General features: G+C 72.1%; 18 protein-coding genes. 7 read left to right on the forward strand and 11 right to left on the reverse strand.

What is annotated here, in order from left to right; translation table 11 throughout:
- Positions 1–3: 3 nt before the first annotated feature.
- Both ABLE88_RS07730 and ABLE88_RS07735 read right to left on the reverse strand, forming a co-directional pair.
- Complete coding sequence (locus ABLE88_RS07730) at positions 4–3,732, reverse strand: hypothetical protein (RefSeq protein WP_348830857.1); 3,729 nt, start codon at positions 3,730–3,732, stop codon at positions 4–6.
- Positions 3,733–3,735: 3 nt separating this feature from the next.
- Positions 3,736–5,172: a hypothetical protein gene (locus tag ABLE88_RS07735; protein WP_348830858.1), complete on the reverse strand. Its 1,437-nt coding sequence runs from the start codon at positions 5,170–5,172 to the stop codon at positions 3,736–3,738.
- 139 nt (positions 5,173–5,311) lie between these two features.
- On the opposite strand from ABLE88_RS07735, the gene ABLE88_RS07740 reads away from it, so the two are divergent.
- Positions 5,312–6,307: a helix-turn-helix transcriptional regulator gene (locus ABLE88_RS07740; protein ID WP_348830859.1), complete on the forward strand. Its 996-nt coding sequence runs from the start codon at positions 5,312–5,314 to the stop codon at positions 6,305–6,307.
- Between the two features lie 31 nt (positions 6,308–6,338).
- Here ABLE88_RS07740 and ABLE88_RS07745 read toward each other — a convergent pair whose 3' ends face one another.
- The 7 genes from ABLE88_RS07745 to ABLE88_RS07775 all read right to left on the reverse strand — a co-directional run bounded on the left by ABLE88_RS07745 (position 6,339) and on the right by ABLE88_RS07775 (position 14,148).
- Positions 6,339–9,059 carry a bifunctional diguanylate cyclase/phosphodiesterase gene (locus tag ABLE88_RS07745; protein ID WP_348830860.1) on the reverse strand — a complete coding sequence of 907 codons (2,721 nt, stop codon included), beginning with the start codon at positions 9,057–9,059 and terminating at the stop codon, positions 6,339–6,341.
- Positions 9,060–9,087: 28 nt separating this feature from the next.
- A complete protein-coding gene (locus ABLE88_RS07750) occupies positions 9,088–10,197 on the reverse strand; it encodes a TRAP transporter substrate-binding protein (protein WP_348830861.1) in 1,110 nt (369 codons plus the stop codon).
- 270 nt (positions 10,198–10,467) lie between these two features.
- Positions 10,468–11,340, reverse strand: a complete 873-nt coding sequence (locus tag ABLE88_RS07755; protein WP_348830862.1) for an amidohydrolase family protein — start codon at positions 11,338–11,340, stop codon at positions 10,468–10,470.
- A 27-nt stretch (positions 11,341–11,367) separates the two neighbouring features.
- Positions 11,368–11,754: a RidA family protein gene (locus ABLE88_RS07760; RefSeq protein WP_348830863.1), complete on the reverse strand. Its 387-nt coding sequence runs from the start codon at positions 11,752–11,754 to the stop codon at positions 11,368–11,370.
- A 7-nt stretch (positions 11,755–11,761) separates the two neighbouring features.
- Positions 11,762–12,583, reverse strand: a complete 822-nt coding sequence (hpaH, locus tag ABLE88_RS07765) for a 2-oxo-hept-4-ene-1,7-dioate hydratase (protein WP_348831113.1) — start codon at positions 12,581–12,583, stop codon at positions 11,762–11,764.
- Positions 12,584–12,609: 26 nt separating this feature from the next.
- Positions 12,610–13,473, reverse strand: coding sequence for a fumarylacetoacetate hydrolase family protein (locus ABLE88_RS07770; RefSeq protein WP_348830864.1), 864 nt, complete (start codon positions 13,471–13,473; stop codon positions 12,610–12,612).
- Positions 13,474–13,509: 36 nt separating this feature from the next.
- Positions 13,510–14,148: a flavin reductase family protein gene (locus ABLE88_RS07775; protein WP_348830865.1), complete on the reverse strand. Its 639-nt coding sequence runs from the start codon at positions 14,146–14,148 to the stop codon at positions 13,510–13,512.
- Positions 14,149–14,473: 325 nt separating this feature from the next.
- On the opposite strand from ABLE88_RS07775, the gene ABLE88_RS07780 reads away from it, so the two are divergent.
- From ABLE88_RS07780 to ABLE88_RS07790, 3 genes are all read left to right on the forward strand, one after another.
- Positions 14,474–15,448, forward strand: a complete 975-nt coding sequence (locus tag ABLE88_RS07780) for a Bug family tripartite tricarboxylate transporter substrate binding protein (RefSeq protein WP_348830867.1) — start codon at positions 14,474–14,476, stop codon at positions 15,446–15,448.
- Between the two features lie 106 nt (positions 15,449–15,554).
- A complete protein-coding gene (locus ABLE88_RS07785; protein WP_348830868.1) occupies positions 15,555–16,004 on the forward strand; it encodes a tripartite tricarboxylate transporter TctB family protein in 450 nt (149 codons plus the stop codon).
- 34 nt (positions 16,005–16,038) lie between these two features.
- Positions 16,039–17,550: a tripartite tricarboxylate transporter permease gene (locus ABLE88_RS07790; protein WP_348830869.1), complete on the forward strand. Its 1,512-nt coding sequence runs from the start codon at positions 16,039–16,041 to the stop codon at positions 17,548–17,550.
- A gap of 37 nt (positions 17,551–17,587) precedes the next feature.
- On the opposite strand, the gene ABLE88_RS07795 is transcribed toward ABLE88_RS07790, so the two are convergent.
- Positions 17,588–18,415, reverse strand: coding sequence for an IclR family transcriptional regulator (locus ABLE88_RS07795; RefSeq protein ID WP_348830870.1), 828 nt, complete (start codon positions 18,413–18,415; stop codon positions 17,588–17,590).
- A gap of 128 nt (positions 18,416–18,543) precedes the next feature.
- Between ABLE88_RS07795 and hpaI the strand changes: the two genes are divergently transcribed.
- The 3 genes from hpaI (at position 18,544) to ABLE88_RS07810 (ending at position 20,244) form a co-directional block, all read left to right on the forward strand.
- Complete coding sequence (gene hpaI / locus ABLE88_RS07800; RefSeq protein ID WP_348831114.1) at positions 18,544–19,326, forward strand: 4-hydroxy-2-oxoheptanedioate aldolase; 783 nt, start codon at positions 18,544–18,546, stop codon at positions 19,324–19,326.
- Between the two features lie 122 nt (positions 19,327–19,448).
- A complete protein-coding gene (locus ABLE88_RS07805) occupies positions 19,449–19,622 on the forward strand; it encodes a hypothetical protein (RefSeq protein ID WP_348830871.1) in 174 nt (57 codons plus the stop codon).
- A 142-nt stretch (positions 19,623–19,764) separates the two neighbouring features.
- Positions 19,765–20,244, forward strand: coding sequence for a hypothetical protein (locus ABLE88_RS07810; protein ID WP_348830872.1), 480 nt, complete (start codon positions 19,765–19,767; stop codon positions 20,242–20,244).
- 24 nt (positions 20,245–20,268) lie between these two features.
- On the opposite strand, the gene ABLE88_RS07815 is transcribed toward ABLE88_RS07810, so the two are convergent.
- Positions 20,269–21,621 (reverse strand): HlyD family type I secretion periplasmic adaptor subunit, encoded by a 1,353-nt coding sequence (locus ABLE88_RS07815; protein WP_348830873.1) that lies wholly within the window; start codon positions 21,619–21,621, stop codon positions 20,269–20,271.
- Position 21,622: the final 1 nt, after the last annotated feature.

The following is a 21,622-nucleotide window of genomic DNA, read 5'->3' on the forward strand; positions in this document are numbered from 1 at the left end:
TCCTCATTGGCGGGGCGGCGGACGGCCGCCCGGGGGTGTGGTGGGCTTCGGCTTTGCCTGTGGCTTGGCCTGGGGCCGGACTTGGGGCCGGACTTGGGGCCGGACTTGGGGCCGGACTTGGGGCCGCACCTGAGGCCTAGCCTGGGGCTGGATCCGGGGCTTGGGCCGCGCCGGCGCGGGCCGGACCTCGCGTGGCGGCCGCGCAAGGCTCGGACGGGCCTCGCCCGGACGGCCGGCGGGGCGCTCGGCCGCCGGCCGGCCGGGCGCCGGCCGGGGCCGCGTCGTGCCGGGCACCGCCCGCTCGTTCGAGGGCCGGAGCGGCGCCGGCGGCGGCCGGACGATGCTCGGCCCCGGTTGCCCGGCGGGCGGGCGCTGCGGCAGCGGGGTCTGAGCCGGCGGCGGCGGAAGCTGCGCCGGCGGCGGGTACAGCGGCACGAAGGCCGGCGGCTGGGTCGGCGTGCGGCAGCGCCCATCGCGCGTCATTTGTCCCGCCGGGCAGCACGCGCCGTCGCCGAGGCGGCTGAAGCCGCTCGGGCAGGCCTGCTGCAGGCTGGGGATCGGCGCCGCCGGGCAGCGGTTGGCCAGCGGGTCGACCAGCGCGGCGCAGCAGCGCGGCGCCCCCGTGCCGTCCTTGTAGATGTGGGAATCCGCGCAGCACGCGCCGTCCACCAGGGTCTTGCGCAGGCCGCACGACGGGGCGGGGACGCAGGCGCGCCGGTTCTTCGGATCGGGCTGCTGGCCGGCGGGGCAGCATTGGCCCACCGAGGTCACCTGGCCGGGCGCGCAGCAGGTTCCGCCGACGACCGGGACGAGGCCCGGCGCGCAGCAATATCCCCCGCCGGGCGGGCCGCCGCCGGGGGGACCGCCGCCCGGCGGCAGCCCCGGCGTGTCGCTTGGGCCGCACTGGTCCTTGCCGGGACCGGACGGTGCCTGCCCCGCCGGGCAGCACTGCCCGCTTGAGGTCACTTGGCTCGCGAGGCAGCACGCGCCGCCGGAGGCGGTGTAGCCCGCGGCGCAGCACTTGGGACCGGTCGAGCCCGGCGAGCACTGGGGCAGCATCGGGTCGCCGCCCAGCGGTCCGCATTTGCCGTTCACCAGCTTGCCGGCGCAGCAGTCCGGGGCGCCCTTGGGGTCGGCATAGACCTTGGCCGGATCGCAGCAGGCATTGGCGGCGCCGACCGGCACCTGTCCGCCGGCGCACGACGCCGCGGCGCAGGCTCCGCCGGCCTTGAGATCGGCGGGCGCGCAGCATGCGCCGCCCACCGCCTTGCCCGGCGGCGGGCACGCGGCAAGCGTGCAGGCGCCCCCCGCGCCGGCCGACTGGCCCGGCGGGCAGCAGCCCCCGCTCGCGGCGTTGGGCGTCCAGCCGGCGGGACAGCAGGCACCGTCCTTGGCGAGCTGGCCCGCGGGACACGCGGTCTTGGGCGGCGTCTTCTGGCAGATGCCGCTCGCCGGATCGAGCGTGAAGCCGGGCAGGCAGGCGGTGGTGGCGGTCTTGCAGTGGCCGGTCTTCGGGTCCTTGGCCGCGCCCGGCGGGCACCCCGCGCCGGGGGCGCACTGGGCGGCGGCGGCCTTCGCCTTCGCGCCCGGCGGGCAGGGATCGAAGGTCACCTCGGTGGTGCACTGGCCGCTCTTGGGATCGAACGTCGCGCCGGCCGGGCAGCATTGGCCGGTGCCGGTGACCAGCGAGCCCGGCGCGCAGCACTGCCGGCCCGGCCAGGCGGTGCCCCCGAGGCACAAGGCATGGCACTGCTGGTCGATAGCGCTGAACTGCTGGCCTGCCGGGCATTGCGCCTGGCCAAGCGTAGGCTGGCAGACGAAGCCGACAGTGGCGAGCGCCTGCTTCTCGAAGCCGGCCGGGCACACCGCCGCGCTCAGGACCGGCGAGGCCGCCGCGCAGCCGAGGATGCCCTTCGCCTTGTCCGGGGCCTTGCCGCCGATGCAGGTGAGCTTGCCGGGGGCGCCGGCATCATAGGTCGCCGCATCGAAGCCGAGGCCGCACAGCTGCTGGCTCTTGGCGTCCATGGCGCCGTTCGGGCACCAGGGCCGGCACTGGCCGCCGGCGTCGGGCGCGGTGCCCTTCGGGCAGCACTGGAAGCCGGGCCGCTGCTGGTCCGGCGGGCAGGCGAGGTCGGGCGGCGGCGGCAGCGGGCCGGAAAAGCCGCCCCACCACACCCAGCCGGTCATCCAGCCGGGCAGCATCCAGCCGCCCCGCAGCACTGGCCCGCAGACCCGCCAGATGGCGAGATCGCCCATCCAGCCGCTGGCGGCGGGGGCATCGAAGCGGTCGTCATAGTCGATGAAGTAGCTGCGCAGCGGCGGCGCGTTGAGCGGCCGCACGCGCCAGACGTCGTTGCCCTGCAGGCCGTCGACGTGCGCCGGCCCCCCGGCGGCGAGTTGCGCCGCCAGTACCGGATCGGGGCTCGCGCGCAGCTGCTGGCCGGTGGTCCACAGGAAGCCGCCGCAGCTCCAGCGGTTCATCGCCCCCGTGCGGTCGTGGTCATAGCCGAGCGCCGCGCCGCCATCGGCATTGGTCAGGGCGCCGGGAAAGCCGATGGCGTAGCCGTCCGGCTCCGGCTGCCAGGCGCGGGCGAGGCCGCCATAACGCTCGAACAACGCGTAGCGCAGCACCCGGCCGGTGCCGGGACCGGCGAGCGCCTGGAAGTCGTAGGCGCCGGTGGGGTCCGGCCGCTCGGCGAGGATCATGCGCCCCTGGTCGTCGAAGGTGATCTTGGAGATTTCCGTCGGCCCCGCCCCCGGCGGCACGCTCAGTTCCAATGTCGGCGCGCGGTCGCCGCCGGCGAGCGCGATGGACCAGACCTGGAGCCCGTCGGCCACGGCGTAATAGAGGCGGCCCTGGCGGATGCCGAGGCCGAACACGCGCCGCTCCGGCGCCGCAAGGCCCCAGGTGGCCGGCTGCGTGGCGTCGAAGGCGGGATCGGTGATCTCGGCCCGCCCGGCGGGATCGTAGGGCACCGGCGGCAGGCCGGCGGCGGCGCGGCCCTGCGTGCCGTGGTCGTAGCGCCAGAGCGGCGCGCCGGTCATGGCATAGCGCAGGATGAAGCCGGTCTCCCGGTCCGCCACGTAGAGCGAATTGCTGTCGGCGTCGAAGGCGAGGCCGCCGAGCGCCGCGCCGGCATTGGCGCGCCCCTCGGGGGCGACGTTGGCGAACAGGGTGACGGCGCCGGTGATGCCGTCGATCTTCCAGATCGAGCCCGGCCCGCCGTTCGGCGCCGCGGCGCCCCAGAGCCCCGGCATGAAGCCGGCGCCGGGGGCGCCTTGCTTCTGCCGCCGGAGCTGGCCGCCGGGGCCGGGCGCGATCAGAGGCAGGCCATAGACCGAGGTGGCGGCGGCATAGATGTTCGGCGGCACCGCATTGTCGAGCGCGACCGCGAACACCTGGCCGATCTGGCGCGCCGAGAAGGTGAAGGGCTTTCGTGCGCCGACCAGCTGCGCGGCGGGCGGGCCGCCGAGGTCGGCGAGGTCGACGATACGCAAAGACGGCCCGAAGAGGTCGATGACGGTGGCATCCGCAGGATCGACCCCCGGCGGGACGAGGGTCGGGCGCAGGACACCGGAAAAGCCGGCGACCGCCGCCTGTCCGGGCGCCAGCACGCCCGCCGGCAGGGGCTGGGCCCGCGCCGCGCCGGCGAGCGCGAGCGCCAGCAGGACGATCGCCGCCGCGCGGCGCCCAAGCGACAGCAGGAAAGGCCGGGCGACAGCGCGATCCATGGCTCACGGCCCCTTCGGCAGCTGCTTGGGGAGCTTTAGCGGCAACAGCGGCCCCTTGGGCGCGGTCGGCTTGGACAGCGCCGAGACGCAGCTCTGGCCCGCGGCGTCCGGCGTCATGCCGAGCGGACAGCAGGTGCCGCAAGCGGTTGCCTGGGAGGGCGCGCAGCAGGTGCCACCCTCGAGCATCAGCTGGCCCGGATCGGCGCACGGCGTCACGCAGGTGTCGCCGATCCGGGTCTGGCCGGCGGCGCAGCCGCAATTGCAGGTGCAGGACTTGGCGTCCTTGGAGATCAGGACCAGATTGTTCGGGCAGTCGCAATTGCACGGCTTGGGACAGGTGCCGTCCGCATTCACCGGCAGGCCGGTGTCGTTGCAGGTGCACATATAGCCGGACCCGCCCGCCCCGCCGACCGCGCTCGATCCCGCGGGACAGCCGCAGGTCAGATAGCGATAGCAGTCGCCGTCCCCGAGATTGTACCAGTTGAGCTGCTGCATGGCCTGCGGGCAGTAGCAATAGGTGCCGCTGCCGCTTTTGAGCAGGCCGTCCGAGAAGCAGACGTCGCCCTCGCAGGTGAAGCCGGCCACGAACTCGCCCTTCATCGGGCCGGCGTAATAGCGCTCGTTGCACATGCCGACGTCGCCGACCACGCCGACGCCGTAGTCCCAGATCTCGAACGCGCTGTTGGGATCATCCCGGCTGGGGTCGAGCCGGCAGTCCACCAGCTGCGGCGGCGCAGGCGGCGGACCGGTGCAGGCGGGAAACTCGTCCGGCAGAAGCTCGTGCGCGAAGTCCTGCATCTCGCAGAGCGCTTCCTTGAAGCATTCCCCGACCTCGCCGGCGACCGCGCCCGGACCCTCCCAGGTCACCACCGCGCAGGCGCAGGACATGGTGCCGAGCGCGAGGTTCGCGTCGGCCGACGATTCGCTGAGCGTCGAGAAATAGGGGAAATCCGCCTGCAGCTTGGTCTGCACGTCCGCGGGGAGATAGCTCCAGTAGTTCGAGAGCTTTTCCTGATCGTCGTCGAAGTCTTCCTTCAGCCCCGTCACGCCGCTGCAGAACGCCTTGCCCTCCGGCGTCTGGATGGCAGCGGCGAGGAAGGCCGTCAGCGCGTAGAATGCGGGGTTGCCGAGCTGGGCGCTGCACGCGACGGGGGCGTTCTGGAACGTGTCCTTGGTGGCGCTCCACAGATCGTCGACGCTGCAGCCCGCCCGCGCCGGTCCGGCGAGGACGAGCGCCGCGGCCAAGGCCGCCAGCAGCGGGCCAAGGCGGCGGCGGAGGAAAGCGGGCAGAAGGCCCCGGAAGCGCGCGCGGCCGCCGCCCGGCTGCCGGCGCGCAGGCGCGGCGCCCGGGCACGCCTTTTCCGGGGCCAGGGCCAGCGCGGAATGCTCGACCAGCCGCATGGCGTTCTCGTGATCCAGCCCCTCGGGGCGTCGGCCCACCCGACTTTCGAGCCGTCGCGCTTTCCGACTAGCACCTCTGCCCGCGGCCCGTCTTCGGCGGCGGCGCACCCGGTTGTGCGCCAATTGCCAAGTTTGGGCGCGAGCGATAGCGTGAGTGCGTGTAGCGATGGTTGCGGCCATGACCTCCGAGACAGGGAATCCAGCGGGCGGCGCCGCGGCGACGGCGCGGATCGCGTTTTCCTCCCGCGATCTGCCGGACGCCCTGACCCCCGCCCAGAAGGCGGCCATGTGGATCGAGGCGGCGAGCAACGCGGCGTTGCGCCTTGACATCGACTGCCCGGACCGCGACCGCTTCTACGGCGCCTGCGACACGCTGGCGGTGGGCCAGTTCGTGGTGACGGTGGCGGAAGCCAATGCGGTCCGCGTGTCACGCCGCGCCGCGCATATCGCCCAGGACGGCAACGACTCGGTGATGATGCTCTATCACCTGCGCGGCGGGCCGGTGGAAGGCCGGCAATATGGCCGCGAGATCCGGCTCGGCGCCGGCGAGGCCGCGTTCTTCGATTCCAAGGACGAGCAGATGACCCAGGCCCGCGACGGCGGCCGGGTGCTCGGCCTCTACGCGCCGCGCCGGGTGCTGCGCGATTGCGGTATCGAGGTCGAGGGGCTGGTGGCCAAGCCGTTCTCGGTGAAGGACAACGAGGCGCTGCGCATGCTGGTGGGCTATCTCGACGTCCTGCGCGGGAGCGCCGGCGCCTCGGCGTCGCTGGCCGAATGCGTCAGCCGCCACATCGCCGACCTCCTCACCCTCGCCGTCGGGCGCGGCGCGGAGGTCCGCGAGCGCGCGAGCGGCGGCCTGCGGGCGGCGCGGCTCGCCGCGATCCATCGCGAGATCGCCTGCCACGCGCACCGGCCGGGCTTCGGCGTCGACCATGTGGGCAAGGCTTTGGCGCTGTCGCCGCGCTACATCCAGCGCCTCTTGCACGAAGAGGGCACGACGTTCAGCGCGCAGACGATGGAGCACCGCCTCGCCATGGCCTGCCGGGCGCTCGCCGGCACGCAAGAGGGCCTTGCCGACATCGCCTTCCGCTGCGGCTTCGGCGACCTTTCGGTGTTCTACCGGGCGTTCAAGCGCAAGTTCGGCATGTCCCCCGGCCGCTTCCGCCGCCTGTGAATTTGGCCCGCCGGGACGCCCTCGGCCGGGCTCAGGCGGAGACATCGCCGGCGCCGGCCGCCCGGCCGGGGCCGCGGATCAGCTCCGGCACCCGCTCGTCGCCCGCCGCGAGCGCCGCCGCCTCCCGCAAGGAGCAGGGCCGGCCGAGCAGGAAGCCCTGGGCTTCCGTGCAGCGCGCCCGGCGCACCATCTCCCACTGCTCCGGCGTCTCGATGCCCTCCGCCGTGGTCCCCATGCCGAGACGCTCGGCGAGCGCCGCGATCGCCTCGACGATGGCCGCGCTCGCCGATTGCGTGCTGGCGTCGTGGACGAACGAGCGGTCGATCTTGATCTTGTCCAGCGGGAACAGACGCAGGCGCGCGAGGCTCGAATAGCCGGTGCCGAAATCGTCGAGGACGATCCGCATCCCGTCCTCCCGCAGGCCCTGGAGCACGTCGAGATTGCGCTGCTCGTTGGCGAACAAGGCGGTCTCGGTGATCTCCAGCTCGACCCGCTCGGGCGCGAGGCCGGCGGCGCGCAGCGCCTGCCTCACCGTCTCGCCGAGATTGCCGAACGTGAGCTGGACCGGCGAGAGATTGATGGCGAGCCGCAGATGGTGCGGCAGGCTCGCGGCCTCCGCCATCGCCCGGCGCATGGCCCAGGCGCCGATCTCGACGATGGCGCGCGATTCCTCCGCGAGCGGCACGAAGGCCGCCGGATCGATCAGGCCGCGGCGCGGGTGGTTCCAGCGCAGCAGCGCCTCGAAGCCGGAAAGCCGGCCCGAGGCGACCGTAAAGAACGGCTGGTAGGCGAGCTCCAGCTGACCCCTGGCCAGGGCCTGGCTCAGGTCCAGCTCCATCTCCAGCCGCGCCCGCAGGTGCACGCCCATCTCGGGCGCGAAGACGCACAGCGTGCCGCGGCCGCTGGCCTTGGCCTGGTAGAGCGCCAGGTCGGCGTGCTGCAGCAGGGTGTCGGCGTCGGTCCCCGCCGCCGGCGCCACCGAGATGCCGACGCTGACGCTGATGGAGATCGAATGCCCCCGAACCAGATAGGGCCGTGCCAGCAGCTCGATGATGCGCGCGCTCAAGGCGACGGCTGCTTCCGGCTGGCGCGGCGCAAGGCTGATGACGGCGAACTCGTCGCCGCTGAGGCGAGCGACCAGCTCCGGGGTGGAGACGCAGGTGACGAGCCGCTCGGAAGCGGCGCGCAGCAGCGCGTCCCCCACCGGATGGCCCAGCGTGTCGTTCACGTCCTTGAAGCGGTCGAGGTCGAGATAGAGCAGCGCCATCTGCGTGCCCTGGTCGATAGCGCTCTGCAGCGCGTCCGCCACGCGCTCGCGGAACAGGATGCGGTTCGGCAGCCCGGTGAGGTCGTCGTGATGGGCGAGGAAGCGGATGCGGCTTTCGCGCTCCATGAGAGCGATGTTCTGCCGCTGCGCCTCGGCCACGGCGCGGGTCGCGCGCGTGTTGGCCTCGGCGAGCTCGGCGAGGGCGGCCTTCAGCTCGGTGACGTCGGTGCGGATGCCGACGATCCCGCCGTCGGCGGTCCGCCGCTCGGTCATGAGCACCCAGCGGCCGTCGGGCAGCATCCGCTCGGTCGTCCCGCTGCCGGTGCGATGCCGGTGCAGCCGCTCGGCGACGAAGGCCTCGACGTCGTCCGCCGCCTCGGGATACTGGCCGACCGCGATGCCCTTGCGCAGGATGTCCTCGAAGCGCTCCCCCGGCACCAGGAACGGGGCGATCCGCGAGAACAGGTCGCGGTAGCGCTGGTTGCAGGTGACGAGGCGGTCTTGGCCGTCCCACATGGCAAAGCCGTCCGACATCGCCTCCACGGCGTTCGCCAGCACGCTCGCCGCCCGCGTGCGCTCGCTGTCCGCCCGCTCGCGCTGCCGCAGCGCCAGGACCAGCGCGCCGGCGAACGCCGCGATCAGCACGCCGCCGACCGAGAACGCCGCCACCATCCGGTCTCGATCGCGCCGCCACGGGGCGAGCGCCGCGGCAAGGCGCGTCGTGAGCACCACCCTGAGATCGCCGTGGAGCGAGGCGCGCACGACCGCCAGCAGCAGGTCCCCGTCGGGTCCCATGGTGACGAACGCCGCGCCGTCCGGCGCGCGCGTGCCGAGGGCGCCCTTGCGCACCACGCCGGTCTCCAGTTCGCTGTGCGGGAGCGAGGCGACGAGCTGGCCGTCGGGCCGCTCGATCTGGATCCGCACGCCGGGATCGAGCCCGGTCTCGGCGAGCAGGTTCATGAGGGTGGGAATGGGGACCTCGGCGACCGTCAGCACCCCGTTCCAGGCGGGCACCGAACGGACCACGTAGAGCGACCATTGCCCGGTGATCGAATTGCGCAGGGGCCCAGCCAGCGCCGCCGAACCGCGCATGTACTCCCGCGCCGCGAACGGCAGGGTGCGGCGCCCGCCCCGCGTGCGCGCGGAGGCGAGGATGGTGCCGTCCGGGGCCACCAGCATCAGGTCACGGAACGCCAGCGTCTGGAAATTCAGTCCGCGCAGCATGTCGGCGGCGGCCGGCATCTGGGGCGCGGCCTTGGCCGCGCCGAATAAGGTCGGCAGGCTGGCGAGCGCCCCATGCACCTGCAGCAGCTGTCGGTTGAGGGCGTTCTCCACCGCCTGGGCCGAGCGCTCGAGGCCGGTCTCGGCAGCCCGGCGCGCGGCGCGCTCGCTGCGGTCCACGAGCACCGCCGTGCCAGCAGCCAGGATAGCCAGGATGAGGATCGTCCCGGCGACCACGGCAAGCTTGAGACGGTGCCAGATCATCGCACGCCGTCGAACGAGGAACGCAAACTCACTCAGCCTTGACACGTATGGAATGAACTTCGGCAAGGTAGGCGTTCCAGGCGCCGGCGCAAGCGGGACCGCACCGCTCGACCCACTTCGGCAGCACGAACTCTTCGAGCAACCGGCGCCGGCGCGCCTCGTCCGCCGGCGACGTCGGCACCAGGGTCATGGGCCGCGCCGGCTTGCCGGCGCATGCAGCGGCGGCGGTGTTGCAGGCGAGCCCCCGGCCGGTGTCGCCCTCGGCCTGCAGCCAGATGCGGCGTTCGAGGTCGGCGATCCCGGCGCCGACCTCCGCCCGCAGATCCTCCGGCAGCGCCTGCCACGCGCTCACATTGGCGCCGAAGAAGGACAGCCCCCAGCTGATCGCCATGGCATGGACGTGGGTGGTTACCTCCGGAAGGCCGATCTCGTAGCCACTGAGCGTGCCGGTCACCGCGCAGTCCACGACGCCGTCGCGCAGCGCCTGCGTCGTCTCGGCGAAGGGCATCACCACCGGAATGGCGCCGAGCGCGGCCATCAGCTCCGACTGTCCGACCGACGAGGTGCGCACCTTGCGGCCGGCCATGTCGTCGAGGCCGGCGAAGGCGGCTTTGCAGAACAGCACCTGGGCGGGATAGACATAGATGCCGAGCAGCTCGATGTCGTAGCGATCGCGCAGCACCGTGGCGATGTGCTCACGGTAGCGCGCCACCGAACGCCGCAGGGTGGCCATGTCCGGGCTCAGCACCGGCAGGTCGACGGCGTTCAGCTCGGGCTCGTCGCCGGCGGCCACCGACAGCAGCGCGGTGCCGAAGGGCACCACGCCGAGCCGCATCAGCTGGAGCATCTCCTGTCCGCGCAGGCCGCCGCCATCGAGCGGCGTGATGCTCGCGACGATACGCCCGCCGGTCCGCTCCGTGATCTCCTTCTTCCAGAAAGGCTGCTCGAAATCGGTGAACTGGGTGACGCGCGCGAGGCCGCCGACGATCTGCAGCCGGACCGGCTCCCCGGCCGCGTCCTTGGTCGTTTCCTTGGGCGTTTCCTTGGGCTCGGCCTTGGGGTCGGCCTTAGGCTCGGCGTGCCCCCGGGCCGGGGCGCCGCCGAGGATCGCGGCGACGGCCGCAATCGCCAGGGCCACCGCAACGGCGCCCGGCATGAGGCGCAGCGCGCGGCCCACCGCGGATCGCCGCGCGCCGCTCCCACTTGTCCTGCGCTCCCAACTCGGCATGACCGTCTCTTCGCCTGCGCGACGGTCCCAGCCGGCCCGGACGGAGAGGCAGACGTCGGCCGAGGGCTGCGGCATCGCGGCCTCAAGATTGCCGGCACTCCGCCCGCCGGCGCAAGACGCCTTGGGTGGCATCGCGCGCCGCCCGGTCGATGATGCACGTAAAAACACCGTGACGCTGGGTCAGTCCGTGAATCCGAACAGCCGCGCCGGGTTCTCGACCAGTATCCGGGAGCGCTCTTCTTCCGATCTGGTAAAACTGTACAGCAGCTCCATCAGGTCGCCCTCGTTGGGCGGCTGCTTCACCGAGACCGGATGCGGCCAGTCACTGCCCCAGATGATCCGGTCGGGCGCCGCCTCGATATAGGCGCGGGCGAAGGGTATCAGGTCGACCCAGGGCGGACCCGCCTTGGAGATCTTCTCGCCGAGCGAGAGCATGACGTAGAAATTGCCGCGCTTCAGAAGCTCCAGCACCTTGAGGACGCTCGGGTCCTCAAGGCCGCGGGCGACATCGGGGCGGCCCATGTGGTCGATCACCACCGGTACGGCCAGATGCTCGAACGGGGCGATCTGCGCGGCGACGCCCGAGGCCTCCGGCTGCACCTTCACGTACCAGCCCAGTTCCTGCGTCTTCGCCAGAGCGGCCTTGAACTCGGCCTCAGAGAGGCTCGGCCCGAGGCCCTGGCGCGAGAAGCGCGCACCGCGGATGCCGGCGGCGTCGAGGTCGGCGAGATCGGCATCGCTCGCCTGCGTGAACACCGCCGCATTGGCGCAGCCGCGATAATTGGGCCCGGCCGCCTTCAGCCCGTCCACCACCACGCTGTGATCGGCGCCATAGGTGGTCGCCTGCACGATCACGCCGCGGGTGATGCCCAGCGTGCGGTGCATGTGGAGCCCGGCCTCAATGGTGGCGGTGGGCATCTCGTAGACCGCGCCGGGGCGCACCGGATAGCGCGCCGGATCGCCGAACACGTGGAACTGGCTGTCGCAGGCATTGGCGGGCGGCGGGGTATGGGGCGCGCGCGGATTGGGATTGAAGGGAAGATAATCGGGCACCTTAGGCCTCCTTGCGCGGATGGCGCCTCAGGCGCCAATCACGGCCATGAAATCGAGCTGGATCAGCATGCCGTTGCCGAGCTCGGTGGCCTGCATGGCCTGCCGGGCGGGGCGGTTGGCGGGCTCGGGGAACATGGCCAGCCATTCCTTGTTGAGGGGCGCCCGGTTGGCGCGGTCGGCCATCCACACGGTGACCTTGACGATGTCGTCCACCGTGCCGCCGCCGGCCTCGACGATGGTGCGCATGTGCGCGAACATCAGCGCGCACTGTTCGTCCAGCGTCGGCGCCACCTTGCCGGTCGCCGGGTCGAACCCGTAGACGATCCCGGAGGCGAGGATGTTGCCCACCCGCGCCGCGGCGGGGATGGGATTGGCGTGCCCAAAGGCGTCCACATAGATCGAAGTGCGTGCCATGGAAGCCTCACGCGAAATGACAGGTGACCTGGCCGAGCGGGCCGTAATCGGCGTGGAAGGTGTCGCCCTTGCGCACATCCACCGGGCGGACGAAGGAGCCGGCGAGCACCACGTGCCCCGGCTCCAGCGCCACGTCGAAGGCGGCAAGACGGTCCACCAGCCAGGCGACGCCGTTGGCCGGATGGTTGAGCACGCCGGCGGAGACGCCGGTCTCCTCGATCTGGCCGTTGCGGTAGAGCAGGCCGGCCACCCAGCGCAGGTCCACGTCGAGCGGGCGCACCGGACGGCCGCCGGTGACGATGCCGCAATTGGCGGCGTTGTCGGCGATGGTGTCGAACACCTTGCGGGTGGCGCCGGTCTCGGGGTCCACCCGCTGGATGCGCGCGTCGAGGATCTCGATGGCGGGCACCACATAGTCGGTGGCGTTGAGCACGTCGAAGACGGTGCAGCCGCGGCCTGCGAGCCGGCTCTTCAGGACGAAGGCCAGCTCCATCTCGATGCGCGGCTGGATCAGCGCGTCGAAGCTGACCGTGCCGCCCTCGGGCACGAACATGTCGTCGAGCAGGACGCCATAGTCCGGCTCGGCGATCTTCACCGCCGCCTGCATGGCCTTCGAGGTGAGGCCGATCTTGTGGCCGCGCACGGTGCGCCCCTGCGATGCCTTCAGCTCCATCCAGGCGTGCTGGATGGCGTAGGCGTCGGGAATGGTGATCTGCGGCCAGTCGAGGCTGAGCTGGCGGATCTGCACCCGCGTCTCCTCCGCCGCGTCGAGGCGGCGGGCGGCGTCGGCGATCGCCGCCGGGGACAGAGTGAGCGCGGGGCGGGCCATCGTGTTGCCGGTCATCGTGTTTCCGGTCATGGGCGCACCTCGTCGACGACGCCGTTGGCGAGCGTGCCGATGCCCGGCGCTTCGATCTCCACCACGTCGCCGGGGGCGAGCCAGCGCGGCGGGTCGAAGCGCACGCCGGCCCCGGTGGGGGTGCCGGTGAGCACCACGTCGCCCGGCACCAGGGTCGCGAAGGTGGACAGATAGGCGATGATGGCGTCGAACGGGAACATCAGCCGGTCGGTGGTGTCGTGCTGGCGCACCTCGCCGTTGACCCGGGTGGTGAGCTCCAGCGTGGACAGGGGGTTAAGCTCGTCGGCGGTGACGATCCACGGGCCCATGCTGCCGGAGCGGTCGAAGTTCTTGCCCTGGGTCACGTTGAACTTGCCGTGGCGCAGCCAGTCGCGGATCGTCCCCTCATTGGCGAGGGTGAGGCCGAAGATGTGCCCCGGCGCGTCCGCGCGGGAGATGTGCCGTCCGGCCTTGCCGATCACGAAGGCGATCTCGCCCTCATAGTCGAGCTGGGTGGAGACGAAGGGACGCTCCACCGGCACGCCATGGCCGACGAAGGAGGTGGCGCAGCGCACGAACAGGCTCGGATACTTGGGCGCCTCCGAGCCGTCCTTGTATTCGGCGTTGCGGTCGGCGTAGTTCACGCCGATGCACCAGATCTTCTGCGGCGCGATCACCGGCGGATCGAGCACCAAGTCCGCGAGCGCGAAGTCCGGCGCGGCGCCTTCGACGGCCGCGCGGGCGCGCGCGAGGCCGCCCGCGCGGATCAGGTCGAGCAGCGTCGGGCAGTCGGAAAGGCGCCGGGCGAGATCGATCACCCCGGCTTGCGTCACGACGCCGTAGCCCGGCGTTCCGGCGGCGGAATAGCTCGCGAGTTTCATATCGTGTTCCTTCGGCTCAGGCGTCGGCGGCCCGCGTCAGGATTTCGGGGTCTGGGCGATCGCGGAGAGGGTGACGATCTCGCCCAAGGTGGCGTAGTTGGGCCCGGCGATGCGGCAGATGGGGTTGAGCGCGCGGGTATCGATCTTGCCGTTGCGGGCGAGCCCCTCGCGCAGATGGATCATCACCACCTCGCCCACGATCAGGCGGCTCTTGGTCTCGCCGAATTCCATGCAGTGGCGGAAGCGGCACTCCATGGCGACCGGCGCGACGGCGAGGCGCGGCGGCGCCACCTTCTCGCTCGGCAGGGTCTGGAGGCCGAGCAGGTCCGCCTCGCTGACATGCGGCGGGTGCTCCACCGCGCTGGAATGAACCGCGCCGATCAGCGGCTGGTCGGCGATGTGCACCACGTATTCCTCGGTGCGCAGGATGTTGACGGCGGTGTCCTTGTAGACGCCGGCCTTGTGGCCGATGCTCACCGCCAGCATGGGCGGCTTCGGGGACACGAAGGTGAAGGCGCTGAAGGGCGCGAGGTTCACGGAGCCGGTCGCCGACAAGGTGGTGATCCAGGCGATGGGCCGGGGCACCACGATGCCAGTCAGCAGCTTGTACGCTTCCTCCGCTGCGAACTCTTCCGGCCGGATCTGCATGGACTTGCTCGCACGTAATGACTGCATCGCCCATAGGTCGCCCGGCGCGGCGCCGCAAGCTGGAGGCGCGCAAACTTCCATCATTTGGAAGCCCACGCCGGCCCGCCCGTTTACGGCCGAACGGCGCGCACCGGCCGCGCGCCACGGGCAAGCGCGGCGGGGCCGGCTTTCCCGGGCGGTTTCTTCCATCATATGGAAGTTCCTGCAGGCGCCGATTGCCGCTCCCCGGCCGAGGGCCTAATGCGGCTGCAACAAGGATGCGTTCGCGCGCCGCCCGGCGGGCTTCGGCCCATGCCGGTGCGTGCGCCGGATCGGAGCCGAACAAGCAAGATCAGAACGAGGGAGGCAGATCATGGTTCGACGTCTCATCCGCGCCTGCGCCGTGGCGACGCTCGCGGCGCTGATCGCCGCACCGGCGATGGCGCAAGCCTGGCCCGAAAAGACCGTTCGCCTCGTGGTGCCCTATCCGCCCGGCGGCAACGTGGACGGCGCGGCGCGCATCATCGCCGCCAAGCTCCAGGACATCTTCGGCAAGCCGTTCGTGGTGGAGAACAAGCCCGGCGCCGGCGGCATGATCGCCGGCGAGACGGTGGCCCGCGCCGCGCCCGACGGCTACACCCTGTTCGTCGCCGCCAACGGCCCGCTGCTGTTCAGCCCCATCATCTTCGGCCGCACGCCCTATGTCTGGTCCAAGGACTTCGAGACCGTCGGCTCGATCTCCTTCACGCCGATGGTGCTGCAGGTGTATCCCGCGGTGCCGGCCAAGACGGCGGCGGAATTTCTCGCCCTCGCCAAGACGAGCGAGCCCAAGCTCATCATGGCCTCGCCCGGCGCCGGCACCACCAACCACCTCGCCAGCGAGCTGCTGCAGAAGCTCTCCGGCGCCACCTGGACCACGGTCCACTACAAGGGCAATGCCCCCGCCACCACCGACGTGCTGGCCGGCCGCGTGCAGTTCAACTTCGATCAGATCTCGGTTGCCCTGCCTTATGTGAAGGACGGCAAGACGCGCGCCCTGGCGGTGACCTCCGCGACCCGGGTGCCGCAGCTTCCCGATGTCCCGACGCTCCGGGAGGTGGGGTTCGCCGACTTCGAGGCCTCCACCTTCACCGGCCTGTTCGCGCCCGCCAAGACGCCCGCCGCAGTGGTGAAGGCGCTCTCCGACGCGCTCGCGAAGATCCTGGCCGAGCCCGAGGTGATCGCGCGCTTCGCCACCATGGGCGCCGAGGCGCGCGCCATGAAGCCCGAGGCGTTCAGCGCCTACATCGCCGCCCTCGATACGCGCTGGACCAAGGTCATCAAGGACGCCAACATCAAGGCGGAATGATCCGCGGGGCGACGCCCGGACCGCAAGCCGGAACCGCCGTCCCGCGAGGGCGGGAGCGTGCGCCACAGCCGCTCCCGCCCTCCTTCAACCGGACAGGAAGAATCCCATGGTCGCGAACACGAGAGACGTCCTCGCCGGCCTCTTCTTCGTCGCCGTGGGCGTGGCGGTGTTCGTCCTGTCGCGCGGCTACGGGATCGGCACGCCGGCCCATCTCGGCCCCGGCCTCTTCCCCATGCTGCTCTCCGGGCTGCTGGTGGCGCTCGGCCTCGCCATCGCTCTGGTGGCGATGAAGGACAAGGCGGCGGCCGCCGTCGCCTTGTCGTGGCGCCCGCTGGCGCTGATCACCGCCGCCGTGGTCCTGTTCGGCCTCGCGCTCGACGCCCTCGGTCTGTTCGCGGCGGTGGCGCTCATGGTGCTGGTGAGCCGGGTGGCGCGCGCCGGCCAGTCGCCGGCCGAGAGCGTCGCGATCGCCGCCGGGCTCGGCGCCGCGACCTCCGTCCTATTCTATTACCTGCTCGGCCTGCCGGTGCCGCTATGGCCGGCCTTCGCCGCCTGAACGCGCCGCGGCCCGTGCCAAGGCTGGACCCGCCATGAGCTTCTTCGACAATCTGGTGCTCGGCTTCTCGGTGGCGCTCAGCCTCCAGAACCTCGCTTACTGCCTGCTCGGCACCGTGCTCGGCACGGCCATCGGCGTGCTGCCCGGCCTCGGGCCGGTGGCGACCATCTCCATGCTGCTGCCGATCACCTTCGGGCTCGATCCCACCGCCGCCATGATCCTGCTCGCCGGCATCTATTACGGCGCGCAGTATGGCGGCTCCACCACGGCGATCCTGGTCAACCTGCCGGGCGAGACCTCCTCCGTGGTCACCGCTATCGACGGCTACCAGATGGCCCGGCAGGGCAGAGCCCGCGAGGCCCTGGTGGTGGCCGCGCTCGGGTCGTTCTTCGCCGGCACGGTGGGCACGCTCGCCATCGCCGCCTTCGCGCCGGCCCTCTCGCGGCTGGCGCTCGGCTTCGGCGCGCCGGAATACTTCTCGCTGATGGTGCTCGGCCTGATCGCCGCCGTCGTGCTGGCGCACGGCTCGGTCCTGAAGGCGGTGGCCATGGTGGTGCTGGGCCTCGTCCTCGGCCTGGTGGGCACCGACGTGAACAGCGGCGTGCTTCGCTTCACCTTCGGCATCTCCGATTTGTTCGACGGCCTCGATTTCGTCGCTGTGGCCATGGGCCTGTTCGGGATCGCCGAGGTGATCTCCAACCTCGAGCGAAAGGACGAGATGCGCGCCGCCGTGACGCTCGAGGGCGAGGGCTCGTTCCTGCTGTCGCGAAAGGATTTCCGCGCCGCCTGGCCGGCGGTGGTGCGCGGCACCGGGCTCGGCGCGATCCTCGGCATCCTGCCCGGCGGCGGCGCCATCCTCGGCTCGTTCGCAAGCTACATGCTGGAGAAGCGCATCGCCCGCGATCCCTCGCGCTTCGGCAAGGGCGCGATCGAGGGCGTGGCGGGGCCGGAGAGCGCCAACAATGCGGGCGCGCAGACCTCCTTCATCCCCATGCTCACGCTGGGCCTGCCTTCCAACGCCGTGATGGCGATGATGATCGGCGCGCTGATCATCCACAACATCCAGCCCGGCCCGCAGGTGATGACCGCCAATCCGAGCCTATTCTGGGGCCTGATCGCCAGCATGTGGATCGGCAACCTGCTGCTCGTCATCCTCAATTTGCCGCTGGTTGGCGTGTGGGTGCGGATGCTGAAGATCCCCTATCGCCTGCTCTACCCGGCGATCCTCGTCATGTGCGCCATCGGCGTCTACAGCGTCTCGAACGCGACGGCGCTGGTCTATGTGATGGCGCTGTTCGGGGTGCTGGGATACGTGCTCGTCAAGTTCCAGTGCGAGCCGGCCCCGCTCCTGCTGGGCTTCGTTCTCGGGCCGCTGATGGAGGAGAACCTGCGCCGCGCGCTCACCATCTCCGGCGGCGACGCGACCGTGTTCTTCACCCAGCCGCTGTCGCTGGCTTTGCTGCTGCTCGCCGCCGGCCTGCTGGTGGTGATGTCGCTGCCGCGCGCCGCGCGCCTGCGCGAGGCGGCGTTCGATGAGGAGAGCTGAGCGTCCGCCGCGCTTCGCCCCGCGCGGGCGGGCGCCCTCAGTCGCGCCGGCGCGCCTTCGCCCCGAGCGCCGCGGACAGCTCCGCCGCCGCGCGGCGGAACAGGTTCACCAGCGCCGCGGTACGGCTCACCGGCAGGCGCTGGCGGATGGCGATGGTGCTGATGGCGCACGCCGGATTTCCCACCGAATCGTAGACCGGCATGGCGAGCGCGCGCGTGCTGCGCACGATCGCCGGATCGGCATAGACAAAGCCCTGCTCGCGCGCCTTGGCGAGGCGGGCGGCCAGGGTATCGAGCGACATCTTGTAGGGCGCGAAGCGCGCCGCATTGGCGGCGAGGATGGCGCTCGCCTTCGCCGGCGGCAGCGCGGACAGGATCGCCATGCCGCCGACGCTCACCCCGAGCGGCCGGCGCGAGCCGACGCCGATGGAGAGCACCTGCACCGGATAGGTGCCGATGCGCCGGTCCGCGCACACGGAATCGTAGCCCGAGCGCACGGTGAGGAAGACCGCATCCCCCACCTCGCCGCACAGCCGCGTCAGGATCGGCTCGGCAATCTCCTGCAGGCCGACGCGGGCGCGGATCGACAGGCCGAGCAGCGCCACCTCGGCACCGACCACGTAGCGCCGCTCCGAAGGCAGGCGCTCCACCGCCCCCTCCTCCATCAGCACCTGGAGGATGCGGTAGGCGGTCGGCGGGGTGAGGCCGAGATCCTGCGCGATCTCGGTGAGCCGCACGCCGCCCGCGCCGCTGTTCGCCAGCAGGCGCAGCACGCCGAAGGCGCGGTGGATGCTCTGTGCGCCGGTGACCGTGTTGGTGGGTGCCCGGCCGGCGCTGCGGGGCTCGCGATCGAGACCGGCGGGCACGGGAACGGGTTCGGCGATTTCTTCCATATGGTGGAATTTGCCGCGCCTCGATCTTGTCTTCAAGGGGCGCGCGCGCCCCATGCGATCGAGACCAACAAGCCGAGGAGCGCGCCATGGAGCCAAGCGTCATGGATCTGCCCGTCAACCCCTTCAAGCACGCCATCGCCGCGGGCCGGCGCCAGATCGGCCTGTGGTGCACGCTGTCCAATCCCTACGCGGCGGAAGTGGTGGCGGGCGCGGGCTTCGACTGGCTGCTGCTCGACACCGAGCATTCGCCGAACGAGATCGACACCGTGCTCGGCCAGCTCCAGGCGGTGGCGCCCTACCCCACCTCGCCGGTGGTGCGGCCGGCCTGGAACGATCCGGTGCTGATCAAGCGCTTCCTCGACATCGGGGCCCAGACGCTGCTGCTGCCCTACGTGCAGAGCCGCGCCGAGGCGGAGCGCGCGGCGGCGGCCATGCGCTATCCGCCGGACGGCATCCGCGGCTTCGGCGGCACCTCGCGCGCCACCCGCTTCGGGCGCGTGAGGGACTATGCGGCGCGGGCGGCGCAGGAGCTGTGTCTGCTGGTGCAGGTGGAGACCAGGACCGCGCTCGACGACCTCGAGGCGATCGCCGCGGTGGACGGAGTGGACGGGGTGTTCATCGGCCCCGCGGACCTCGCCGCGAGCCTCGGCCATCTGGGCGCGCCATCCCATCCGGAGGTGGTGGAGGCGGTGAGCGACGCCATCCGCCGCACCCGCGCCGCCGGCAAGCCGGCCGGCGTGCTGACCGCCGAGCCGCATCTGATCGAGCGCTATCTTGAGGCGGGCGCGGTCTTCATCGCGGTGGGCGTCGACATGGGCCTTCTGGCGCGCGCCACCGACCAACTGGCGGCACGCCACCGCGCGGGCCCCGCCGGGGCCGCCTGAGCGCGACGGCGGGCGCGCCTGGACACGGGGGCGCCAAGCATGGCACTCCTGGTGCCGGCCCCCGGCCCCGCTCGCGTCCCGCATGCGGGCCGGTCGGCCGCTTCGGGACAGGGAGCAGAAGCGTGTCCGCGGTGCAGCTGATCACCGATTATCTGAAGCTCATCGACATCCTCGCGCTCCTCGCTTTGGCGGTGTTCGCGGTCGCGGCGTTCTACCGCCGTGAGAATCTGTGGCTCTGGCTGCTGGGGATCGTGGTCCTGGCCTGGGCGAGCAGCCGCATGCTCGGCCTGTTCTGAGGCCCGGCCTGCGACCCGCGGTCCCCGCGACGGCGTCCGGCAAGCTGCTAGAGTGCGATTCGCCTGTCAGCCAACAATGGGGCGGCGGCCCGCCGGCGCCCGGCGGGGCGGACGTCAAGACCCGATCGGAAAGGGACTGATCATGCACCCTCGGCATCTCGCAGCGGCGGCTTTCGTCCTCGCCCTCGGCGCCGCGCAGCCGGCGCTGGCCGCGCCGTTCGCATGCCCGGCACAGCCGCCGGAAGGGGCGCTGCCGGCCGCCGCGAAGGCGCTCCTGCCGCCCGGCGACGCCCTCGACCGGCCGGACGCGCTCAATGCCGCCGTCGACAAGCTGCGCGCCCAGGGCGTGCGCCAGGTACTGATCATCGACGGCCTGGTCGCCGCCTATTGCCCGGTGGTGGCCGCGCAGGCGAGCCTGAGCGACGCCCAGAAGACGGCGCGCGTCACCCGCTTCGCCGCGCGCATCACCCGCACCGTCTATGCGATCGACGGCGCGGACGAGATCGTGCTCGACATCGGCCTGCCACCGGCGGTGGTGGACACCATCAACGCCAAGGCCCGCGCCGCCGGCATCACCGCCGAGGACTGGGTCCGCAACGCGGTCAACGCCGCCCTGAAATGAGCGCGGCCGGCGCCGACCCGGCGCTCAGCGCTCGGTGAAGGCGCGCCCGAGCGCGTCGCCCAGCGGGCGCAACAAATAGCTCAGCACCGGGCGCGCGCCGGTGGCGAACGCCAGCTCCGCGCCCATGCCCGGCCGCAGGCGCCGCCTCAGCTCAAGCGGGACGTCGGTGTCGGCCACGGCGACCCGCGCCAGGAAATAGGGCCGGTGGGTCGCCTCGTCCACCAGCCGGTCGCGCGAGACCGAGGCGAGCCGGCCGAGCACCAGCGGCGTCTCCCGGCCGTGGAACGCGGGGAAGCGCACCTCCACCTCGCCTTCCGCCTCCAGCCGGTCCACGTCCTCCACCGCCACCTGGGCGTCCACCACCAGCGGCGCGTCGAGGGGCACGATCTCCACCAGCGTGTCGCCGGGCCGCACCACCGCGCCGACGGTATAGATGCGCGGATTGAGGTTCTGCGCCGTGCCGGCGCGCGGGGCGCGGATCTCCACCCGCTCCAGCACGCTCGCCGCCACCCGGGCGCGCTCGGCGAGGTCGGCGCGCTTCTGGCGCACCTCGGCGAGCGCGGCGCCGGTCTCCTCCGCCCGCTTCTGGTGCAATTGCGCCATCTGCAGCCGCACCTCGGCGGCCGCGCCCTCGGCCTTGGCGGCGTCGGCGAGGTTGCGGCCCACCAGCCCCTCGAGCCGCGCCTTCTCCCGCTCCAGCCCCGAGACGCGCGCCTTGTTCACCAGGCCCTTGCGCGCCAGGAGCCGCACCGCGTCCAGCTCGTCGTCGATGAACGCCAGTTGCTGGCGCGCCGCCGCCCGCTCCTGCTTTAGCCCCTCCATCTCGTGGGCGAACTGCCCGAGCCGGGCGGCGAGAATGTCGAGCTGGCCGGCGAGCGCGGTCCGGCGGTCGCGGAACTGGGCCTCCTGGTCCGCCATCGCCGCGCGCACCGCGGCAAGGCCGGCTTGCGCGGTCAGTTCCGGCGGGAAGGCGACCGACGCGGCGCCGTCCCGCTCGGCGACGAGGCGCGCCTCCAAGGCGAGCGCCGCGCGAAGCTGGGCGCGGGCGGCATCGTCGGTGGCCTTCGGCTGGGTGGGGTCGAGGCGGAACAGCACCTGGTCCTGCGCCACAAGGTCGCCCTCGCGCACATGGATCGCGCCGACGATGCCGCCTTCGAGGTGCTGCACCACCTGCCGCTTGCCCTCCACCACCACCACGCCGGGCGCCACCACCGCGCCCTCGATGCTGGCGAGCGCCGCCCAGCCGCCGAGACCGAGGAAGGTGGCGGCGATGACCAGATAGCCGGCCCACGCCAGCGGCCGGAAATCCGCCGCCGCGGCCGGCGATGGCCCGTCCGGGGCGAAATCTGCGGCGGGCGGGGCGGCGGGGATCGCCATG

The organism is Xanthobacter luteus (genome assembly GCF_040049235.1).
Lineage (GTDB): Bacteria > Pseudomonadota > Alphaproteobacteria > Rhizobiales > Xanthobacteraceae > Xanthobacter.